This is a genomic window from Actinobaculum sp. 313 (assembly GCF_003073475.1).
Taxonomy (GTDB): Bacteria; Actinomycetota; Actinomycetes; order Actinomycetales; family Actinomycetaceae; genus Asp313.
Window position 1 is genome coordinate 170,565 of the sequence record NZ_CP029033.1, and the last position, 18,235, is coordinate 188,799.

Consider the following 18,235-nt stretch of genomic DNA (forward strand, 5'->3'; position numbering starts at 1 on the left):
GAAACACAAGGGCCGTGGCTCCTTTTCCGCCGCCCGTATGCGGAACCTGGATCATCCGATTCGGATCTGTTCCCGTTTCCGCGTTCTGGTGGCCGGGGACTTCGCCGCTGCAGTCCCCGGCCACCCACATGCACCCGCCCGGCAACGGGTGTGCGGTGGTGGGTTGCGATGGCAGGCTGCGGCGACGGACGGGTTGCGGTGGTGCGGTCGGCGCGGTCGATCATGAACCCGAGACGGTAGGCCGCGCCGGGTGTATGGGCAAGAGGTGCTGGACCATGTAAGGAGCTGGCAGGTGTGCGGGAGCCGTGCCTGGTTGCGGGCGGGAGGCACATTCCGGTGGCAGCGGGCTAGGCTCGCCGCAGGAACAGCGAAGGAACTGCGAAGGAACTGCGACAGGGTGGCTGGCGTACCAGCGGCTGTCCTCGCCGTCGGATTCCGGAATGCTGGAAAGAGCGTGGGCTTGGCGCAGTTGAAAGCGTGGGCTCAGCGCAGTTGAAGTTGAAGTCGAATCCCGGAATGCTGGGAAGACGGGCCGGACTCACCTCAACCTGGAATCCGAGAGCTGTCTAGTCCCGGAATGCTGGGAAGACGTTCTACCCAGACGATCAGCCACCGGCCGAGAGGCGCCAAATCCCGGTATGCTGAGAGAACCGGGCCAGAATCGTTCCCATGGGCGGACGTACCTGTTACCTGTGGGTGGTAGCGTCGTCGCGGCATACACGTGCGAGACGGCCGGAAAACAAACGACCGAATCAAAGGATCGGACAACGAAGGAGTCGACCGTGAAGATTGTGTGTGCACCAGACAGTTTCAAAGAATCCATGAGTGCGGCCGAAGCCGCCGCCGCGTTGGCGGAGGGGGTGCACCGGGTCCTGCCCGAGGCGGAATGCGTGGAGATTCCCATGGCCGATGGTGGCGAGGGCTTCACCGAATCGCTGGCGGACGCCCTGGGTGCGCAGCGGTTGCAAGTGCCACTGCGGAACGGGCTCGGTGAAGATGCCGTCGGTATCATTGCCGCTACCGATAACCGGGCCATTTTGGAAGTGGCCGAGGCGGTGGGCCTGGGCATGGTGGAGCCAGAGCGCCGCCGAATCCGTGAGATGACCACGTATGGCGTGGGTCAACTCATTATCACCGCACTGGATGCAGGGGTGACGGAAATCCTCGTGGGGCTCGGCGGCTCTGGGACCAACGACGGCGGCGCCGGAATGTTGCGCGCTCTTGGCGTCCGTCTTCTTGACGCCGACGGCGCAGAACTGGACGGCAGCCCGTCGTCGTTAACCCGACTCGCCGCCATAGACGCCTCCGGCTTGGATCCGCGGATCCAGACGACGCGAATCCGTGTGGCCTGCGACGTCGATAATCCTTTGTTGGGTGAGCGTGGAGCGTCGGCGATCTACGGGCCGCAAAAAGGTGCCACACCCGAAGACGTGCAGTACTTGGACGGAGCCTTGCGAAATCTTGCAGACGTGGCCGGGCACCTGGACGGCCCGGCTTTGGCGGCCGGCGCGGGTGCGGCGGGAGGGCTGGGCTATGCCTTCACGGCCTTCTTGGGTGCGCAGCTCGAATCGGGTATTGATCTGGTCATCGAAACGGTGGGCCTGCGCGAGGCCATGGAAGGTGCCGATCTGGTTCTCACTGGGGAAGGCGCCATGGACCGGCAGACTCTCATGGGAAAGACCCTTTCGGGGGTCGCCCGCGCCGCTCAGCCCGCCGGGGTGCCGATTATCGCCTTCGCCGGGAAACTGGGTGAGGGCGTTGCGGAGCTGTACGATCACGGTTTCGTCGGGCTCATCCCGACCGTGGCCGGTGTGTGTACCTTGGATGAGGCATTGGCAGCTGGTCGGGATAACCTGGCCGATGCTGCCGAGCGGACGATGCGGCTGCTGCGAGTGGGTGCCGGGCTGAGGGCGCTGAGGTAGGCGTGGGGCTGGACGGGCTGCAGTAGAGCGGGGCTGGACGGGCTGCGCTAGAGCGAGGCTGGACGGGCTGCGCCAGAGCGGGGCGTTAGGGAACGGTGCCGACGCCGTCGATAATCGCGAGCATAAGCGGTGCGTTAGGGAACGGTGGAGAGGACTGCGGAAGAGCGCCGCACGGAGCGGTGGAAAGCGCCGCGGAAGGTATGCCTGTTCGGCGCCTATGGATTCATTCCGTGTTTTTCGGCAGAGTCCGAGTTTTTCACGGAGATGTACAAGCAACGAGGAGTGGATCCATAGTCTGCGCAACAGGGATCCGGCTGGTTGCGATGATGCTCCTTAGGCTTATGAGGGCCATAGTCCCTGCAACAGGGAACCGGCAGAGAAGATCATCTGTGAGCTGGCGAGAATCAACCATAGTCTGCACAACAGGGAACCGGCAGCCAGCGTGGGAGGCTGGTCAGCTGGCTGCGCCGTCGGGCCGTGGAGATGCCGGGAGGTAGCGTGGGTGGCTGGTCAGCTGGCTGCGCCGTCGGGCCGTGAGAAGTGTAGGGTTTTGCAAGAAGTGGAGCGAATAACCCGACCTTTCTTGAAAAACCCTCCATTTCTCGTAACATCGCCTAGCTCTGCACCGCGCATCGCCTAGCACCAGGAATCGCCTAGGTCACCACCATACATTGCATCGTTCTACGCCGCGCAATGCATGTTTACGTGATTGGCGCGGCGAAGCGGGCGCAATAGTAAGGACCTAACGGGGTGTATGGCCCGGGGAGTTGGTGATCGCGGTGGTTACCGTGATCATGAACCGGGCGACGGCGAAGACATGAGCTGCATCGTCGACTAAGGTACGAACTGGATCGACGACCAAGGCATGAACCGAAACGACAACCAAGGCATGAACCGGGCGACGACTAAGGTGTGGGCTCATGCCGTGACTGCGCGTCGATCCGCCGTCGTGGGATACGCGAGGAGAAGGAAGAGCCCTTCGAGGGGCTCATCGATTCTGCAGCATCCATTCGGGGGTTGCCCGGGGATCGCGGGGGAAGAATTGCAATTCGTCTGCAACATCTTGGGAGGTATATGGCGGGTTGAGGATGGGCTCATGATCGTAGTCGAAGTCGGAGCTGAGCTGGTAGTCCCGCTTGTTCATGGTGAACAGACCCTTGGTCCACGCCCCGCCACCGGGCCGAGCCATGGCAACGCGGACCTGCGCGGCGTGCTCAATGATTTCCCGCGGAACGGTGTTCTCCTCCCAGCCGCCGCGGCGTAGCAGCCTGGAGGAACGCAGAGCGCGAGTCTGCGCGGCGATGCGCTTACCGACGGCTTGCAACTCAATTGACACCTCCTCCACGCGGGCGGAACGCATCCAGTTGGCGCAGGCACTGGAGAGCGCCTCGATTGCCTGCATTTGTGTTTCAAAGGACCATTCACTCATAGGTATTACCTCAATGCTGTTCTGGACTGAGCACATTTGCTGTCTCCATGCGAAACAATACTGCATGCGTCAAAACGAACCAAAACAAACGGGTGGATAGCGCTTGTTAAACGGGCGAATATCACTTGTTCGGGGATGCAGGTGGGCAGTCATGGCGCTGTGCGTGCCAGCGTTACTGTCGGTGTGATGCGGCAGGTCCCATTCGCTGGACATCCATGCCACGGCGCACAGCAGCGCTACCCTTCCGCCTCTTCGATGATGATGCGTCGGGTCTGATAACCTTTCTCGCCGGGCAGCGGTTTTGGCGGAAGACCGTTTCGCTCGCGGAGCCGGTGGAGTGCGCGCCGGTTGTATTCGAGCATTGCCATGTAAAAGTCGTGGAAGTCGGTGTATTGGTCGATGAGTTTGTCGGCGAACCAGACGACGGCGCCTGCACCTGGGGTTTCGGGTTTACCCATGAGAAAAATGTCGATGTCAGTGGCTGATGCGGCGATTGGGAAATAGTCGACGATGGGGATGTCATCTGCTGCCAATGCGTCAGTGGTTTCCGGAAGACCGAGGATGGACTGGGTACGTTGGTACAGAGGGCCGTCGGTGAGCTCACTGGTGGAGAATATTGCGACGTCGTGATGGAAGTTAGGCCAGCCGTTGGCGGCCAGCAGGAAGGTGCGGTAGGAAGCGGGAAGTTGGAAGCCGAGGTGCATCTCGGCCGCGATGACCTCATCTTCGGTGGCGTGTACCTTCGGCAAGGAGCGGTCTAGCTGGCTGCGCCCCTCGGCCTCTATCTGCTCCAAGTAGATTAGACATCCCAGGCCGATGTACTCCGGCCAGCCGATTCGGCTGTTCTGGGAAGTGCTGGCATTTTCTGGCGTTGTCATGTGTTATTCCTGGTGTTCTGTTGGCGCACGGTGTAACCCGGCGTTGATATGCGCTTCGAGAGCAAGGACCTTCCTGCACTGCGGAAGCTTGCCGAACAGGTTCCGGATAGCAAGGAGTCTCTGGATAGCAAAGAGTCTCTGGATAGCAAGGAGTCGTTGGCCGGATCCTTCCTGTACTGTGGGGGGCTTGCCGCTGCGGGGGCTCCCCAACAAAGTAATGGGCTTGCCGCTGCGGGGGCTCCCCAACAAAGTAATGGGCTTGCCGCTGCGCGAACTTGCCGCTGGTGCCGATCAGATCGGCGGGGCCTTGGGTGACCTTGCTGTACTGTACCGCAGGGCACGCCGCTGCGGAAGCTTGCCTTTAGGCGGGCCGGGTCGGTGAGAAGTGTCGGGTTTATTTGGAAGTGTCGTGAGAAAGGCGAAGTTTCTTGAAATTCCCGACACTTCTTGAGCGGGCGTGGCTTGAGCGGGCGTGGCTTGAGCGGGCGTGGCTTGAGCGGGCGTGGCTTGAGCGGGCATGGCTTGAGCGGGCTTGACTTGGGCGGTACGTGGCGTGCTCGGGCTGAGGTCAAGTGCCGACCCGGTACGTGGCGTGCGCAGGCCGGGGTCAGCTGCTGACTAGAAGAGGCGGTGTGTGCGGGCGGAGGTTGGTGTACGGGCTTTCTGGTGTGGCTGCGTGCGATTGGCATGATGTTCGCCTTGTCTGGCGTGCCCGTGACCCGGGAATTTGTGTTGTAGGTCATGGCGGGGGTAGGCTACGGGTAATTTAATCATGCTTGCCGGATTCGGGTTCTCACTGATCGGCCTGAGATGAAGGAGTCTAGATCATGCCGACGCTCGCGGAGATCATCACGTGGCGAAGTGGGCCGTTGCGGGACGCAAGTCGCGTGCTGCAGAGTGCCGCGAATCGGTATGGGGAAGTGGCGGAAGCCCTCGCTGGTTATGTTAACGATGACGAGACCTTTGTGGGTGTGACTGCGGATGCGGAAGCTGCATCGCGGCGGGCCTTGGTTGATGACATGGGTGATATGCAGCGGATTCTAGAGAAGGCTGCCAATGATTTCACTGCGGTGGCAGATGCGGTTGATGAGGTGGTAGAGGATGCGGAGGATGTTCGCCAGTATGTGAATGAGCTTCGTTCCAATGCCGAGATGACTGAGACGGATGTGCAGGCAATGTCTCAGAATGGCAGGGGACGTTGTAGTTCTAAGGGCGAGGCGATTATTACGGCGTTGCGGAATGTATATGCGGAGTTGGGCGGGTTGCAGGAGGCAGGGGAGAAGCCGAGCGCTGCGATACTCTCGCACGGTGTATCTGCTCCGAAGAAGGGGTGGACTGTTGAGGAGGTCAATGATTGGTGGACGTCGCTATCACGGGAGGAGCAGGAGACGATTATCACGAGTCATCCGGAGTGGATCGGCAACTTGAATGGGATCCCGGTTGATGACCGGCATGATGCGAATTGCAATCGGATCGACGGTCTCTTGGCGGAGGTGACTCCCCAGTTTGAAGCAAAGCAGCGGGAATTGGATCAATACTTGGATAGTGCTACTGATCCGGACCCGAACGTGTTGAGAACTCTTTCGCTGGAAGTGGAGCATCTACGGGATAAGAAGGAGGGGCTGGAGGCGCTGCAGCAGGCGTTTGCAGATGATGATGGTGACCATAAGTTGGTGAGTTTGGATGCGACGTCGGGGGATCATTTGCGGGCGGTGGTGGCAATTGGTGATGTGGATCGGGCGGACCGCGTGATGGTACATACTCCGGGGATGACCTCAACGGTTAGGGGTACGTTGGCGACAGAGTCCGGCGAGTGGGGTAGTGGCGTGCAGGATGTGCAGAACGTCTTGGATGAAGGGTACAGACAGTTGGAACATGAGGGTCGTGATGAGCAGGTGGCGGGCGTGGTGTTTTTGGGGTATGACGCCCCGCAGTGGAGTGAGTTGCTGACGGGGAACTCGGTGGCTCTGAGTAACAGTGCGAAGGAGGGTGGTGCGAATCTAGCCGGGTTGCTGGAGGGGATTCAGGCCACGCATGAGGGAGACTTATTCATGGTGGCGTCGGGACATTCGTATGGGTCGACGGTCACGGGGTATGCACTGCGGCAGTCCACGGTTGCCGACGAGGTGATGGTGATGGGTTCACCAGGGATTACAACCACGCAGAACAAGGATCTGAATATGGTGCCCGGTCATGTCAATGTCGGCGAGGCGCACGGCTTTGACTTCGGTGGTGATGGCGATCTTGTGGCTGATCTGGGTCGGTTTGGTGGTGATCCGAGCGATTCGCGGGAGTTCAACAGGATTGGTACGGATGAGTGGACGAGTCCGGAGGGGGTGGAATACACGGATTCGAAGAAACATTCGCAGTATTACGGTGTGGGGCGGACTTCGACATATGACCAAGGGAGCGTGTTGATCGGGAATGGCGTGGTTGCCGGGGCGGAGGGGTGATGGTGCGGCGCCTGCGGTACCTTGTTGGCTCTCTTCTCGTGTTAGGAGCGTGTATGTCTGGGTGTGCTGATTTTTCGGAGCGGTATTACGGGCGGACGGATGAGTATTTGCCTGCTCGGGAAGTGCCCTATAGCGAGGCGCGGCGGGAAGCGATCCTGTTGCTCTTAGAGTTGCAGCAGACGCTGACGGACGAGTTCGACGTGGGGGAGTGGACCCCACCTTCCTTAGGCGGGCGACGTCAGGTGGGGAGGTCGGATTCGGGGTGTCCGGCGGGGACTGTGCGGGAGACGTGGTCGTTGGCGACGGCGGGGCCGCTGACGGAGGAGACGTGGCCGCAGGCCGTGGACCGGTTCACCGAGATCCTCACTCCGCTAGGGTTCGGCAAACCGATTGACATCGCGGTGGCGAAAGACACTCCCAATGTTCTTTTTGTGAATGAAGAAACTGGTGTCCAGGTGGACTTTGGCTACAACAAAGCGACTGCGGTCAGGGTGACAACTGGCTGTGTGCGCGGTAAGTGGTCGCAGGACTGGCCCGCGGGTACCGAGGTGATCCCAGAGGAGCTGCGCACCACGGGCCGGGCCATCCACAGTGGTGAACCGGAAGAATGGGCACCGTATGTTGTGCCGACCGAAGACACGGAATGAGATCCCATGCATTCCGCACCGTTGTCTCACGTTGCGCCCATGGCCGTGGTGCTGGGCGTGTGGTCTGCCATGCATACCCCTGGCGTAGTAGCAGGTGCTGAGCAATGACTGTGCAGTGTGCTCTTCTCCGGTCCAGTGGTGCGGGGCGGCATCGGTGTCGTGGTGTGGTCATCGTCTGTCTGGTGGCTGGTTCCCTGCTCGCGGCGTGTGCTGATTTTTCGGAGCGGTATTACGGGCGGACGGATGAGTATTTGCCCGCGCGCGAGGTGCCGTATGCGGAGGCGCGGCGGGAAGCGATTCTGCTGTTGATGCGTTTGCAGCAGACGTTGAGCGATGAGTTCGGCGTGGGGGAATGGGCACCGCCACCGTTGGGGGGCGTCTCGCAGGTTGATACGTCGGATTCGGGGTGTCCGGCGGGGACGGTCCGGGAACGTTGGGCCTTGGCGACGGCGGGCCCGCTCACGGGGAGACGTGGCCGCAGGCGGTGGACCGGTTTGCGGAGATCCTCACGCCGTTGGGGTTTGGTGGTCCGGTGGACACGACGGTGCGGGCGGAGGATCGTACGGTGGTGTTTTTTAATGAGGAGACGGGCGAACAAGTGGAGCTGGGGTCGTATAAGCGGACTTTGGCGATGGTGAGTACGGGGTGTGTGCATGGTGAGTGGTCGCAGGATTGGCCGGAGGGTACCGAGGTGATCCCGGATGAGTTGCGGACCACGGGTCGGGCGATCCGCAGTGGGGAACCGGAAGAGTGGGCACCCTACAGTCCGCCGAGCGACGGGGGTGGGGACTGATGGTTGGGGCTTCGTCGGGCCGTGGAGCTGTGGATTCTGCGTTGAGGGTCTTGGATGCCCTGCAGGGAGTTCCGGGCGAGGCGCACGGCTTTGACTTCGGTGGTGATGGCGATCTTGTGGCTGATCTGGGTCGGTTTGGTGGTGATCCGAGCGATTCGCGGGAGTTCAACAGGATTGGTACGGATGAGTGGACGAGTCCGGAGGGTGTGGAGTATACGGACTCGAAGGGTCATTCGCAGTATTACGGTGCGGGGCGGACCTCGGTCCATGATCAGGCGAGTGTGTTGATCGGGAATGGTGTGGTTGCCGGGGCGGAGGGATGATGGTGCGGCGTCTGCGGTACCTTGTTGGTTGTTTTCTACTGTTAGGAGCTTGTGTGGCTGGTTGTTCTGATTTTTCGGAGCGGTATTACGGGCGGACGGATGAGTATTTGCCTGCTCGGGAGGTGCCCTATAGCGAGGCGCGGCGGGAGGCGATCCTGCTGTTGATGCGTCTGCAGCAGGCACTGTCGGATGAGTTTGGTGTCGGTCAGTGGCGGCCGGCACCGTTGGGAGGAGGCTCGCAGGTTTTGACGTCGGATTCGGGGTGTCCGGCGGGGACTGTGCGGGAGGAGTGGCTGTTGGGGACGGCGGGGCCGCTGACGGAGGAGACGTGGCCGCAGGCGGTGGACCGGTTTGCGGGGATCCTCACGCCGTTGGGGTTTGGTGGTCCGGTGGATACGACGGTGCGGGCGGAGGATCGTACGGTGGTGTTTTTCAATGAGGAGACGGGCGAACAAGTGGAGCTGGGGTCGTATAAGCGGGCTCTGGTGGTGGTCAGTACGGGGTGTGTGCGTGGTGAGTGGTCGCAGGATTGGCCGCAGGGCACCGAGGTGATCCCGGAAGAGCTGCGCACCACGGGCCGGGCCATCCACAGTGGTGAACCGGAAGAATGGGCGCCCTACAGTCCTCCGAGTGACGGGGGTGAGGACTGATGGTCGGAGTGTCCTCATATTCCGGAATCCGGTTTGCTGTGCAGAAAGCTATGCCATGCTGCGCGGCGCCTCTGGGCTTCAACCGGTGGTTGTGGCACGGCGTGGGCGCTTCTCGTACCGGTGAGGGCTGAGTGATCAGTATGCAGCGTGGTTCTATCCGGGCTTGTGGCAGGGCGCGGCGTCGGCGTGGTGTGATCATTGTCTGCCTGTTAGTTAGCGCTTTGCTTGCGGCGTGTTCTGATTTTTCGGAGCGGTATTACGGGCGGACGGATGAGTATTTGCCCGCGCGCGAGGTGCCCTATAGCGAGGCGCGGCGGGAAGCGATCCTGTTGCTCTTAGAGTTGCAGCAGACGCTGACGGACGAGTTCGACGTGGGGGAGTGGACGCCACCACCCCTGGGAGGAGGCGAACAGGTGGGGAGGTCGGATTCGGGGTGTCCGGCGGGGACGGTGCGGGAGACGTGGTCGTTGGCGACGGCGGGGCCGCTGACGGAGGAGACGTGGCCGCAGGCCGTGGACCGGTTCACGGAGATCCTCACCCCGTTGGGGTTTGGTGCGCCATCGGATGGGACAGTGGCGAAAGACACTCCCAATGTTTTCTTCTTTAACGAGGATACGGGTGTTCTGATTCGTTTTGGGTATAACAAGGCGACTGCGGTGATGGTGACGACTGGCTGTGTGCGCGGTAAGTGGTCGCAGGACTGGCCCGCGGGTACCGAGGTGATCCCGGAAGAGCTGCGCACCACGGGCCGGGCCATCCACAGTGGTGAGCCGGAAGAATGGGCGCCTTACACTCCGCCAGCAAAGGAAGAGGAAGGAGGTGAAGAGCGATGAGTGATTTGACTGCGGACCCGGAAAAACTGCGAAACCGAGCGGATGACGTTGACGAGCATGCGCAGAATATCGGTGAAGTGGCGGGTGCTTCGGAGATTGATGCTTCGGCTTCTGCTCTACCGAGCGAGTCGTTGTCGGATGAGGCGGTGGCAGCATCGGACGCATTCACGGCAGGCAAGAAAGCAAGTGTTCGCCGCCTAGAGGAATTGGCGTCTGGGTTACGGGGAACTGCGCAGGACTTCGAGGACACCGACCAACAGGTCAGCGCGTCCTTAGCCGACCTGGCCTACGGGGGCGACTCACTCCTCTAGTTTCTACGCATAGCGCCTCGGTACGCACTCATAGCACCTCAGGCCGAATTACTCCCGATGGCGAGGACTGGCGATTATGAGGTTGTTGTACCTGGATTTCTCCGTTGAGCAGCGCGCATAATCGTTCGGGGCAAATGGGCATGTGGAGTGACCTTGCATACGAAGGCCGCGACAGCATCCCGAACCGCATCAGATCAACGGTTAGCGTATGAGTAGTTCGAGTAGTTCGAGTAGTTCGCGCGGTGCGCGCCGCGCGAGTTTGTACTCAGCGAGTGTGGGACCGGGCGGGACGGAAAGCTGGCGCAGGCTGAGGGGACGGTCTGTGCTAAGCGCGCATGGGGCCGAGGCTGCGCTGCTCCGGGGATGCGGCAGGGTGAGGTTTGAGTTAGGCATGCAAGGGCGGAGAATCGCGTGAGACGCGAGACCTGAAACACATAGGCGGAACGCCCGAGGGGGAGGGCTCGGGCGTTCCGATTATTGGAGGCAACGATGCGAATTGTCTGTGATTTCTCTTTGCTGCGCTCAGCCAATTCGGTTCTAATCATTGCGACGGCGCTGGGCGGCCAGCACATGCCGCTCCAAGGGTTCGCAGGCGGCCAAGGCCAGCAGTGTCAACCCGATTCCCGCCAATGTAACTATGGCAAGGCGAATGATCCCGGCCGGTTCCACGCCCTCCGTCGCCGCGAGACTGCCAAGAGCGACTCCCAAAACGCCCGTCACGACCGTCGCGAGGAACAAAGGCCGAACCACCTGGTTGAAGCGCGTCATGCCGAACATGCGAGTCGGGAAACCCGTTTGCGCCAAGGCATGCGTCTCCGGTGCCCGGTCGAACACTGACGAAGACTGGTTCATCAGCGTTGACAGAGCCGTGACCGCGAAACCGAACCCAATCGTGATGTACACGCCCGTTACCACGTCGGTAAAGAACCAGTCGTCGGGTCCGGAGCTCTCGCCGATAACACTGACGAATCCGGCAATGAAACTGAGGAGCGCCAAGGCGCCAACAGCCCGCCAGGCGGCGCGCGGATCATCCAGGATACGACGCATGGCCAACAGGGTGGATGCCGAACGGGTCTTCGTAGCCGGGCGAGCAAGTAACTGTAATACCCACGGACCCACAACGTACACGCTTCCAATCATTACCGAGGTTATTACCGCGACGGTCACCAAGTAATCACCATCGGACATCTGTGGATGCAACTGTGCCCAGGCGATGAAGGCGGCGATAACAACCACGAACAGAATCGGGCGCCAGTGGCGTAGAGCCGGACTCGCCTCCCGCCGCGCCACCCAAGCGGGGAGATCCGTACGCGGCTGAGGCCGACGACCGTGGACGCCAGCGTGATGAGGAGCAGTCCGGCCAGGATGATGGCGAGCAGCCACACTGGGAGCAACATTTGGTGGGCATTGATCGGTGTCTTGAGGAAAGAGATGTTATGCCAGAGCGGCAACGTTAGGAAGTACGCGAAGGTGCCAATGGTTGCGCCAACAACCCACTGTACAAGGGTTTCCACTACGGTAATTGCCACGGTTTGCCCGCTGGTAACGCCAATGAGGCGCAGGGAGGCGAGTCGTTCAGAACGGCCGCGTGCACCGAGTCGCGCTGCTGATGCGCCAAGTGTCGCAATCGGAATAACAAGCAGCGCGCCTGCAAAGAGGGCCAACACGTAGTAACTGGGAGCGTATCGCTCCACCATCTCGCCCATATTGCGGAACTGTTCGGGATGATCATTCCAACTCTTGAACATCCAGATGCCGCCCGCCAGGGTGAGGGCCATCAGCGTAGAAAGCATGAAGGAGAGAACGGCCAGCACGTCTAGCAAGGCGTCGCCGGTACGGGTACGCAGGCGGGCCGCAGTCAAATGTGGCGTGAGATGCAAGACCTGGTTCATCGCACACCTTCATTCCGGTAGTTGGCCTGATCCTGGTAAACTCCGTCCATCGAGGCGGCGTAGGCAGGAGTAGACGAGTTGGGATAATAGACCGGCGGCTGTTGCGGCTGCTCATCGGCGGCGGAATCCGCGTGGATGCGACCGTCACGAATCTCGACCAAGCGCTCGCACCAGGCCGCCACCTGCGTATCGTGAGTGACGACGACGAGCGTTGTGCCGGCCATACGGGCCGTTGCCGTGAGGATCTGCATCACCTCATGCCCCGTCGCCTGATCGAGGGCACCGGTCGGTTCGTCGGCGAAGACGACTGCGGGTGAACCGGCCAGCGCTCGGGCGATAGCAACTCTCTGCGCTTGCCCACCGGACATTTCGCCCGGGCGACGACGTGCCTCGGCGGCCAGTCCGAGCCGGGTGAGCCAGTCGTCGGCTGTTTTCAAAGCCTGGCGGCGTGAGCTACCCTTAAGCAGCAGTGGCAGAGCCACATTCTCGTGTGCGGGCAGTTCAGGGATGAGCTGCCCGTCCTGGAAGACGAAGCCGAAGTCGGTCAGGCGAAGGTGGGACCGAGCAGCGTCGGACAAACCGGAAACCGAGGAATGCCCGAGCATTACTTCGCCCGACGTGGGCGGCAGGATGCCGGAGAGGCAGTGTAGTAGGGTCGACTTACCGGAACCGGAGGGGCCCATGATGGCGACCGTTTGCCCAGCCGGGATGGTGATGTCCACACCGGCGAGAGCATGAACGGAGCCGAAGTTCTTTGTCAGCGCGCGCCCCGTAAGAGCGCGGTCAGTGCGATGTGTTTTCTTCATGTCTCTATTCCATCCGCTAGTGGGCGGTTATCCCAGAGGGTTGCCTATCGTTCCATGGTAGAGCCAGCTCTACTCTTGTGGTGGAGTGAGATTCGCATGTGGTGCGCGCGGTTAGGATAGGCATATGCGAGAACGCGGTGGGGATCCGGGCATAAGCGGGAGTGGCCGCCTGCTGTGGCGAATGGCCGGAGTGGTCCTGGTGCTGACCTGCGTTGTCGGGATGGGCGGTTTAGGACTTCTCAACCTTATGTATGCGGCACCGTTGCGCACGCCGAGTTTCTTGGTGTATCTCGCATTTTTCTCGTGGATCGCGGCGATGTGGTGGAGTTTGGCTCGTTTCCGGAGGACTGTCCGCAAAAGGACTGCGGAAATCGAGGACACGAGCGGCCCGTTAAGCCCCAGCGCGGTAGCGGAACTGACGGAGTCCCGCCGCGAGATTGTCGCGGCCTTTGAGATTGAACGTCGTCGTATTGAACGCGATCTACACGACGGTGCCCAGCAGTATCTTGTGACTGCTTCGATGAATCTGGGCGAGGCGGATCTTGTGCTTGATAGTGCGGTGGTGGATGGTCGTGTGGTCCCGGAGAAGATGCGCGAGGTGCGGCGTTTGTTGAGCCGTGCACAGGACGATGCCGAGTCTGGGCTGCGCGCTCTGCGCAACACGGTGGCGGGAATCCATCCCAAGGTGCTCTCCGACCTTGGTTTGGAAGCGGCAGTGCGCAACCTGGCCGGCGACAGTGCTATGGACGTCGTCGTTCGGGTGCCGCATCCGCTGCCTACCATTCCCGAAGGAGTCGTCGCCGCCGGGTATTTCTTCGTCGCGGAGGCACTGACGAATGCCTCCAAGTACGCTCCCGAGGCGCATGTGTCGATCGTGTTGGTTGCCGACGACGACCTGCACCTCAGCGTGCTCGACGACGGCCCGGGCGGCGTCGTTATTCGCCCCGATCATGGACTGGCAGGGATGCGGGAGCGGCTGGCGGCATTCGGAGGCTCGCTGCAGGTCAGTAGTCCGGAGGGCGGGCCGACGGTTTTAATCGCGCGTATTCCCCTGCTGCTGCGCAATGGTGAGTTTGGTGTTAGTCCATCGGTGGTTGGGACTCTCCAGAATGAGGACGCGGAGCAGAAACCGGAGACCGTTTCGGCTCCACAGAGTAAGGATAGCTTGAGCGAGCACCATGACGCGGACAAGCGGGACTCGGACCGGAAAGTACCAGACACTTCATCGGGGCGGATGCCATTTGCATCACCACCGGCACCGTCCCAGGCGATTCAGGAGGACAAGCAGTGAAACTTATTGTCGCCGACGATTCGGCCCTCTTCCGGGAAGGCCTGGTTGGATTGATGGAGCGGCAGGGGCATGAGATTGTTGCACAGGCCGCAACGGCTCCCGAGTTGCTCGCCATGGCACAGAGCGACGAGGCCGACGTGGTTGTAACCGATGTGCGTATGCCGCCGGGAATGTCCGACGACGGTCTGCGGGCCGCTGTGCAGCTGCGCGAGTCGCGCCCCGACATGGGCATCATGGTGCTCTCGCAATACGTTGCTCCGGCGTATGCGACACGGCTCTTCGACCCGAGTGCTCCCAGCGTGGGCACTGGCGGCTTGGGATACCTCCTCAAGGATCGAGTTGCCCGCGTGGCCGACTTCATCCGTTCCTTGGCCGTGGTGGCGGCGGGTGGCGTCGTCGTCGATCCAGAGGTTGCAACTTCGCTGGTGCATGGGAAAACGTCGCGGCTGGACGCGCTGACTGCGCGGGAAATCGAAGTGTTGGAGCTTATGGCGCAAGGGCTTTCCAACCAGCAGATCTGCGACAAGCTGTACCTCTCGTCTGCGGCGGTATCCAAACACGTTGCTGCCGTATTTGCCAAACTGGGCATGGCTCCCGGGAGGAGAATCGCCGCGTGCGTGCGGTCCTCGCCTATCTCACCGAGACGGCGGGGCGGTGACGCTAGGGTGGCAATTGATGCATACTGTCAGGTTATGTGGTAACGTAGCGGAGCAATTGTAGTAGAGGGTGGGGTCAAGTGCCCCGAGCCTTCGCATACGACCACAAGAAAGTTGCGTGATGAAAGAGTTTCTTCAGTCCAAGTATGTCCGTTATGCCGGGTACGGTGTGCTGGCTGCGGCTGCCGCCATTTCTTTGGCGACGCAGGATTGGTGGAAGGCGGCCATAGCGGGGGTTCTTCTAGTCTTATTCTGGTGGTCTGATAGAGGGATACAGTCTGAAGAGGATGCTGGAGCGAAGGAATAAGCGGAACGTTTCTCTCCGGCATGGAGTTCGGCACCTGCCTCGTGGCTAGGCTCTCCACCGACTAGGTCTTTACTGATCGCAAGTGGTGAACGTGGCGCCGATGCCTACCTTCGCTGGTCCGGTCTGTTTCTCGCGACGCGTGGCGACTACGGCGCTCGCTCCTACGGCCCTTACGGCTGCCATACTCGCTGTTATTCAGATCCTGCCTGCAGAATTCTCCGGGTTTTTCATCAACCTCCAGGTTATTCGCGGAGAACTGGGGAAAACCCGGAGAATATGGCGAGGTTGGCGGGTGGAGGCGTGGATAGGTCGTCGGTGGTAGCAGCGCGAGACGTCAGTTGCGCGTGACAGACACTGGAGAATACAGATAGATGGGCGACTGACGGCGGTTCAAGGAACATCACTCCGGCAACGCATCCTGTAACGCAGTGCCAATCCAGTACGCTGAAGAGCGATGCGAGTGATTCTTTTCGACCTCTACGGACTGTTCGTTGTGCCGTCCGAGCCGTTGGAGACAGTGTCTGGTCCTTCCGGCTGGGAACCGGAGTTGTTCTGGCGGCATTGGATGGGGCCGCTGCGCCATGTATACAATGCCGGGCTCGTTTCCGACGCCGAATTCGGAGCGATGGTCGAAGAGGCTGCGGGCCGAGAGCTTGCCGATTTGGAGGCGGTGGTGGCGGCGGATGTCGCACTATGCCACACATACGACAACGCACTTATTGCCTTTGTGCAGGAACTGCATGCGCGGGGCGTGCGAACCGGCCTCCTCTCGAATATCACCGCTGCGGAAGCGGTTCGCCAGCGGGAGCTTTCGCCGTGGTTTGAGCTTTTCGACCCGCTGTGCTTATCGTGTGATATTCATGCGGCCAAACCGGAACCCGAAGCCTTTCACATCGCGCTGAGTGGATTTGGCACGGAGATGGATCCTGCCGATGTGCTTTTCTTGGACGACACCGTTGAAAACCTGGAAACGGCCCATCGGCTCGGATTCGCCACGCACCACTATCTGGATGTCACCGGTGCCCGCAACGCCATCGAGCAGCATCTGCTCGGCCAACGGGTATGTTTTGAAACGGCGCGATGACTGTTCCCACACGGGACTTGTCCCGTAGACTCTATGCCAGGCAGATGGCCGCATCCATGCTGCTCAATGACAGAGCAGGGTGAGTTTACGCGGCGAAGACGATGAAAGGAAACAGATGCGCGTCTTACTATTCGACTTATTTGGACTCTTTCTGCGCAACCAGACCCCGGAATCTTTCGGTCGGATCGCCTCCGTCGCCGGAGTCACACCCGAAGAACTAGAGCCCGTCTACCGCGGTGAGAACCGCCATCAGTACGACGCCGGCATATACCGAGCCGAACAGTACTGGAAGGTCGTGGGCGACGAGTTGGGTGTGAGTATCCCCTGGCAGGAAGCGCAAATGGCCGATATGGACTCGTGGAGTGTACCCGACGACGACATGATCGCGTTTGCGCGCGAGTTGCGTCAGCGAGGCACAACGATGGCCCTTCTATCAAATATTCCCGATGACCTCGGCGCACGCATGCGTCGAGAGCACCCGTGGATTGCTGAGTGTTTCCACCCGGCGATCTTCTCCTTCGAGCATCTTATGGCCAAGCCCGAGGAACGAATCTTCAACTTCGCATTAGAAGGCCTGGCGGCGGAAGCGGGGACGGAACTTGTGCCGGCCGACGTGCTCTTTACAGATGACACGCTCGTGAATATTCAAGTGGCGCAAAGCCTCGGCTTCAAGACCCACCATTTTCAGGGGCTTGATGGTCTGCGGCCAGTGGTGGAAGAACACCTGGCCGGGTAGCACCCATTCTTTGCAGCGACGACGCACGTGAGCACTTCTTTTTCCGACCTATTCGACTCCCCGCTGCCCGTGGCGTCGTACCTGGGTACCATTCGGCAGCACTTGGATGTGCCGGGGCGAGATTCGGATGTGCCGCTGCGGCAAGAGGACCCGAGGACGCTTCGCGCCGATCTAACAGATGCGGGTGGGAAGGCGACGGAACTGTCTGAATCCTGCTCCGCTACCGCGATGGCGATTGGCGTGCATCCCAGCCGTACGCTTGTTATCCAAGCCCCGCCCGGTACCGGAAAGACCACACTGATCCCGCCGCTTCTTGCTCACCACCTGCAACATGCGCCCGCAACTCGCGTTATTGTCACCCAGCCGCGGCGGGTGGCGGCACGAGCGGCCGCGCAGCGTATCGCCGCATTGTTGGGGGAGGAAGTCGGCGAACGTGTTGGCTACACGATCCGGGGCGAATCCAAACGCAACCGACATACCGTCATCGAGATGGTTACGCCGGGTGTGCTTCTACGCCGCCTGCAGCGAGACCCCGAATTGCAGGGTGTCGGCGCGGTGATTCTCGATGAGGTGCATGAGCGGCAACTCGACTCGGATCTGGCGCTCGCGTTCTGCCGGGATGTGCAAGGAGCTTTGCGTGAGGACCTTCTGCTGATCGCTATGTCCGCCACCGCGGACACGGCCCGATGTGCCGATGTGTTGGATGCCGAGGTCGTGGGCATTCCAAGTGAAGGGTACCCGGTTGACACGCGCTGGGCGGCTCCCACGCCTACGGCCTCCCCGCTTGGACCCCTTGCAGGCGAGGCCATGGGTGTACGCAACGAGTTTCTCACGCATGCGGCGCAAACTGTTCGCCGGGCATTACGTGAGGTGTCTGAGGGCGACGTGCTTGCTTTTCTGCCGGGAGTGCGGGAAGTTAACGAGGTCGCGGAACAACTGAATGGCTGTGGAGCGCAGGTGTTGCGTTTGCACGGCTCCCTTCCGGCAACGGAGCAGGATCGGGTGATTCGCGGCAACGGTAGCGCTGGCGAGTACCCGGCCGATCATGCGCGCCGCGTCGTCGTCACGACGGCAGTAGCGGAGTCGTCACTGACTGTTCCGGCGTGCGGGTGGTGGTTGATGCCGGCCTGTCGCGTGAACCGCGGCTGGATTATGCCCGCGGTGTGGGTGGCCTAGTGACCGTGCGCGAGTCACGCGCCAGTGCCATGCAGCGTGCTGGGCGTG

20 protein-coding genes are annotated in these 18,235 nt (G+C 61.1%); 14 read left to right on the forward strand and 6 right to left on the reverse strand.

The genetic code is table 11. The annotated features are described in order from the left end of the window. Positions 1–638 precede the first annotated feature (638 nt). Positions 639–1,922, forward strand: coding sequence for a glycerate kinase (locus tag DDD63_RS00670; protein ID WP_240611306.1), 1,284 nt, complete (start codon positions 639–641; stop codon positions 1,920–1,922). Between the two features lie 742 nt (positions 1,923–2,664). Here DDD63_RS00670 and DDD63_RS11935 read toward each other — a convergent pair. The 3 genes from DDD63_RS11935 to DDD63_RS00680 form a co-directional block, all read right to left on the reverse strand. Then, complete coding sequence (locus DDD63_RS11935; RefSeq protein WP_125482380.1) at positions 2,665–2,844, reverse strand: hypothetical protein; 180 nt, start codon at positions 2,842–2,844, stop codon at positions 2,665–2,667. Positions 2,845–2,910: 66 nt separating this feature from the next. Further along, on the reverse strand, positions 2,911–3,351 hold the full coding sequence (locus DDD63_RS00675) for a hypothetical protein (protein ID WP_108714760.1): 441 nt from the start codon (positions 3,349–3,351) through the stop codon (positions 2,911–2,913). A gap of 236 nt (positions 3,352–3,587) precedes the next feature. Beyond that, positions 3,588–4,229 carry an SMI1/KNR4 family protein gene (locus DDD63_RS00680; protein WP_108714761.1) on the reverse strand — a complete coding sequence of 214 codons (642 nt, stop codon included), beginning with the start codon at positions 4,227–4,229 and terminating at the stop codon, positions 3,588–3,590. An 827-nt stretch (positions 4,230–5,056) separates the two neighbouring features. Between DDD63_RS00680 and DDD63_RS00690 the strand changes: the two genes are divergently transcribed. The 7 genes from DDD63_RS00690 (at position 5,057) to DDD63_RS00720 (ending at position 10,239) form a co-directional block, all read left to right on the forward strand. After that, positions 5,057–6,682 carry an alpha/beta hydrolase gene (locus DDD63_RS00690; protein WP_108714763.1) on the forward strand — a complete coding sequence of 542 codons (1,626 nt, stop codon included), beginning with the start codon at positions 5,057–5,059 and terminating at the stop codon, positions 6,680–6,682. Between the two features lie 53 nt (positions 6,683–6,735). Beyond that, a complete protein-coding gene (locus tag DDD63_RS00695; RefSeq protein WP_164505390.1) occupies positions 6,736–7,329 on the forward strand; it encodes an LppA family lipoprotein in 594 nt (197 codons plus the stop codon). A 406-nt stretch (positions 7,330–7,735) separates the two neighbouring features. Continuing rightward, the gene (locus tag DDD63_RS00700; protein WP_108714765.1) at positions 7,736–8,122 is read left to right on the forward strand and encodes a hypothetical protein; all 387 of its coding nucleotides are present in this window, start codon (positions 7,736–7,738) and stop codon (positions 8,120–8,122) included. 41 nt (positions 8,123–8,163) lie between these two features. Continuing rightward, on the forward strand, positions 8,164–8,445 hold the full coding sequence (locus tag DDD63_RS00705) for a hypothetical protein (RefSeq protein ID WP_125482381.1): 282 nt from the start codon (positions 8,164–8,166) through the stop codon (positions 8,443–8,445). A gap of 53 nt (positions 8,446–8,498) precedes the next feature. Next, the gene (locus tag DDD63_RS00710) at positions 8,499–9,095 is read left to right on the forward strand and encodes an LppA family lipoprotein (RefSeq protein ID WP_108714767.1); all 597 of its coding nucleotides are present in this window, start codon (positions 8,499–8,501) and stop codon (positions 9,093–9,095) included. Positions 9,096–9,235: 140 nt separating this feature from the next. Beyond that, positions 9,236–9,928, forward strand: a complete 693-nt coding sequence (locus DDD63_RS00715) for an LppA family lipoprotein (protein ID WP_108714768.1) — start codon at positions 9,236–9,238, stop codon at positions 9,926–9,928. Continuing rightward, positions 9,925–10,239: a type VII secretion target gene (locus DDD63_RS00720; RefSeq protein WP_108714769.1), complete on the forward strand. Its 315-nt coding sequence runs from the start codon at positions 9,925–9,927 to the stop codon at positions 10,237–10,239. Before DDD63_RS00715 ends, DDD63_RS00720 begins: the two co-directional genes overlap by 4 nt. A gap of 537 nt (positions 10,240–10,776) precedes the next feature. Here DDD63_RS00720 and DDD63_RS00725 read toward each other — a convergent pair. The 3 genes from DDD63_RS00725 to DDD63_RS00735 are packed head-to-tail and all read right to left on the reverse strand — an operon-like array spanning position 10,777 to position 12,937. Then, positions 10,777–11,427, reverse strand: a complete 651-nt coding sequence (locus DDD63_RS00725; RefSeq protein WP_164505391.1) for a hypothetical protein — start codon at positions 11,425–11,427, stop codon at positions 10,777–10,779. Beyond that, complete coding sequence (locus tag DDD63_RS00730; protein ID WP_108714771.1) at positions 11,403–12,131, reverse strand: FtsX-like permease family protein; 729 nt, start codon at positions 12,129–12,131, stop codon at positions 11,403–11,405. The genes DDD63_RS00725 and DDD63_RS00730 overlap by 25 nt, the downstream gene beginning before the upstream one ends. Further along, positions 12,128–12,937, reverse strand: a complete 810-nt coding sequence (locus DDD63_RS00735; protein ID WP_108714772.1) for an ABC transporter ATP-binding protein — start codon at positions 12,935–12,937, stop codon at positions 12,128–12,130. Before DDD63_RS00735 ends, DDD63_RS00730 begins: the two co-directional genes overlap by 4 nt. Positions 12,938–13,061: 124 nt before the next feature. Here DDD63_RS00735 and DDD63_RS00740 point away from each other — a divergent pair, with 124 nt between their 5' ends. The 6 genes from DDD63_RS00740 (at position 13,062) to DDD63_RS00765 (ending at position 18,187) form a co-directional block, all read left to right on the forward strand. Continuing rightward, positions 13,062–14,228: a histidine kinase gene (locus DDD63_RS00740; protein ID WP_240611307.1), complete on the forward strand. Its 1,167-nt coding sequence runs from the start codon at positions 13,062–13,064 to the stop codon at positions 14,226–14,228. After that, a complete protein-coding gene (locus tag DDD63_RS00745; protein WP_346426222.1) occupies positions 14,225–14,929 on the forward strand; it encodes a response regulator transcription factor in 705 nt (234 codons plus the stop codon). The genes DDD63_RS00740 and DDD63_RS00745 overlap by 4 nt, the downstream gene beginning before the upstream one ends. Before the next feature lie 76 nt (positions 14,930–15,005). Then, positions 15,006–15,191 carry a hypothetical protein gene (locus tag DDD63_RS00750; RefSeq protein ID WP_108714773.1) on the forward strand — a complete coding sequence of 62 codons (186 nt, stop codon included), beginning with the start codon at positions 15,006–15,008 and terminating at the stop codon, positions 15,189–15,191. Between the two features lie 454 nt (positions 15,192–15,645). Beyond that, positions 15,646–16,275 carry an HAD-IA family hydrolase gene (locus DDD63_RS00755; protein ID WP_108714774.1) on the forward strand — a complete coding sequence of 210 codons (630 nt, stop codon included), beginning with the start codon at positions 15,646–15,648 and terminating at the stop codon, positions 16,273–16,275. Between the two features lie 115 nt (positions 16,276–16,390). Further along, positions 16,391–17,011: an HAD family hydrolase gene (locus DDD63_RS00760; protein ID WP_108714775.1), complete on the forward strand. Its 621-nt coding sequence runs from the start codon at positions 16,391–16,393 to the stop codon at positions 17,009–17,011. Positions 17,012–17,038: 27 nt separating this feature from the next. Further along, entirely contained in the window at positions 17,039–18,187 is a 1,149-nt protein-coding gene (locus DDD63_RS00765) for a DEAD/DEAH box helicase (protein ID WP_205647273.1), read from the forward strand. Positions 18,188–18,235 lie beyond the last annotated feature (48 nt).

Bases quoted from the DNA above. Each gene is read 5' to 3' on its own strand.
- DDD63_RS00690 (WP_108714763.1), top strand. From the start codon at position 5,057: ATGCCGACGCTCGCGGAGATCATCACGTGGCGAAGTGGGCCGTTGCGG.
- DDD63_RS00735 (WP_108714772.1), bottom strand. From the start codon at position 12,937: ATGAAGAAAACACATCGCACTGACCGCGCTCTTACGGGGCGCGCGCTG.
- DDD63_RS00670 (WP_240611306.1), top strand. From the start codon at position 639: ATGCTGAGAGAACCGGGCCAGAATCGTTCCCATGGGCGGACGTACCTG.
- DDD63_RS00675 (WP_108714760.1), bottom strand. From the start codon at position 3,351: ATGAGTGAATGGTCCTTTGAAACACAAATGCAGGCAATCGAGGCGCTC.
- DDD63_RS00760 (WP_108714775.1), top strand. From the start codon at position 16,391: ATGCGCGTCTTACTATTCGACTTATTTGGACTCTTTCTGCGCAACCAG.
- DDD63_RS11935 (WP_125482380.1), bottom strand. From the start codon at position 2,844: ATGAGCCCACACCTTAGTCGTCGCCCGGTTCATGCCTTGGTTGTCGTT.
- DDD63_RS00680 (WP_108714761.1), bottom strand. From the start codon at position 4,229: ATGACAACGCCAGAAAATGCCAGCACTTCCCAGAACAGCCGAATCGGC.
- DDD63_RS00720 (WP_108714769.1), top strand. From the start codon at position 9,925: ATGAGTGATTTGACTGCGGACCCGGAAAAACTGCGAAACCGAGCGGAT.
- DDD63_RS00755 (WP_108714774.1), top strand. From the start codon at position 15,646: ATGCGAGTGATTCTTTTCGACCTCTACGGACTGTTCGTTGTGCCGTCC.
- DDD63_RS00725 (WP_164505391.1), bottom strand. From the start codon at position 11,427: ATGTCCGATGGTGATTACTTGGTGACCGTCGCGGTAATAACCTCGGTA.
- DDD63_RS00740 (WP_240611307.1), top strand. From the start codon at position 13,062: ATGCGAGAACGCGGTGGGGATCCGGGCATAAGCGGGAGTGGCCGCCTG.
- DDD63_RS00695 (WP_164505390.1), top strand. From the start codon at position 6,736: ATGTCTGGGTGTGCTGATTTTTCGGAGCGGTATTACGGGCGGACGGAT.
- DDD63_RS00715 (WP_108714768.1), top strand. From the start codon at position 9,236: ATGCAGCGTGGTTCTATCCGGGCTTGTGGCAGGGCGCGGCGTCGGCGT.
- DDD63_RS00730 (WP_108714771.1), bottom strand. From the start codon at position 12,131: ATGAACCAGGTCTTGCATCTCACGCCACATTTGACTGCGGCCCGCCTG.
- DDD63_RS00750 (WP_108714773.1), top strand. From the start codon at position 15,006: ATGAAAGAGTTTCTTCAGTCCAAGTATGTCCGTTATGCCGGGTACGGT.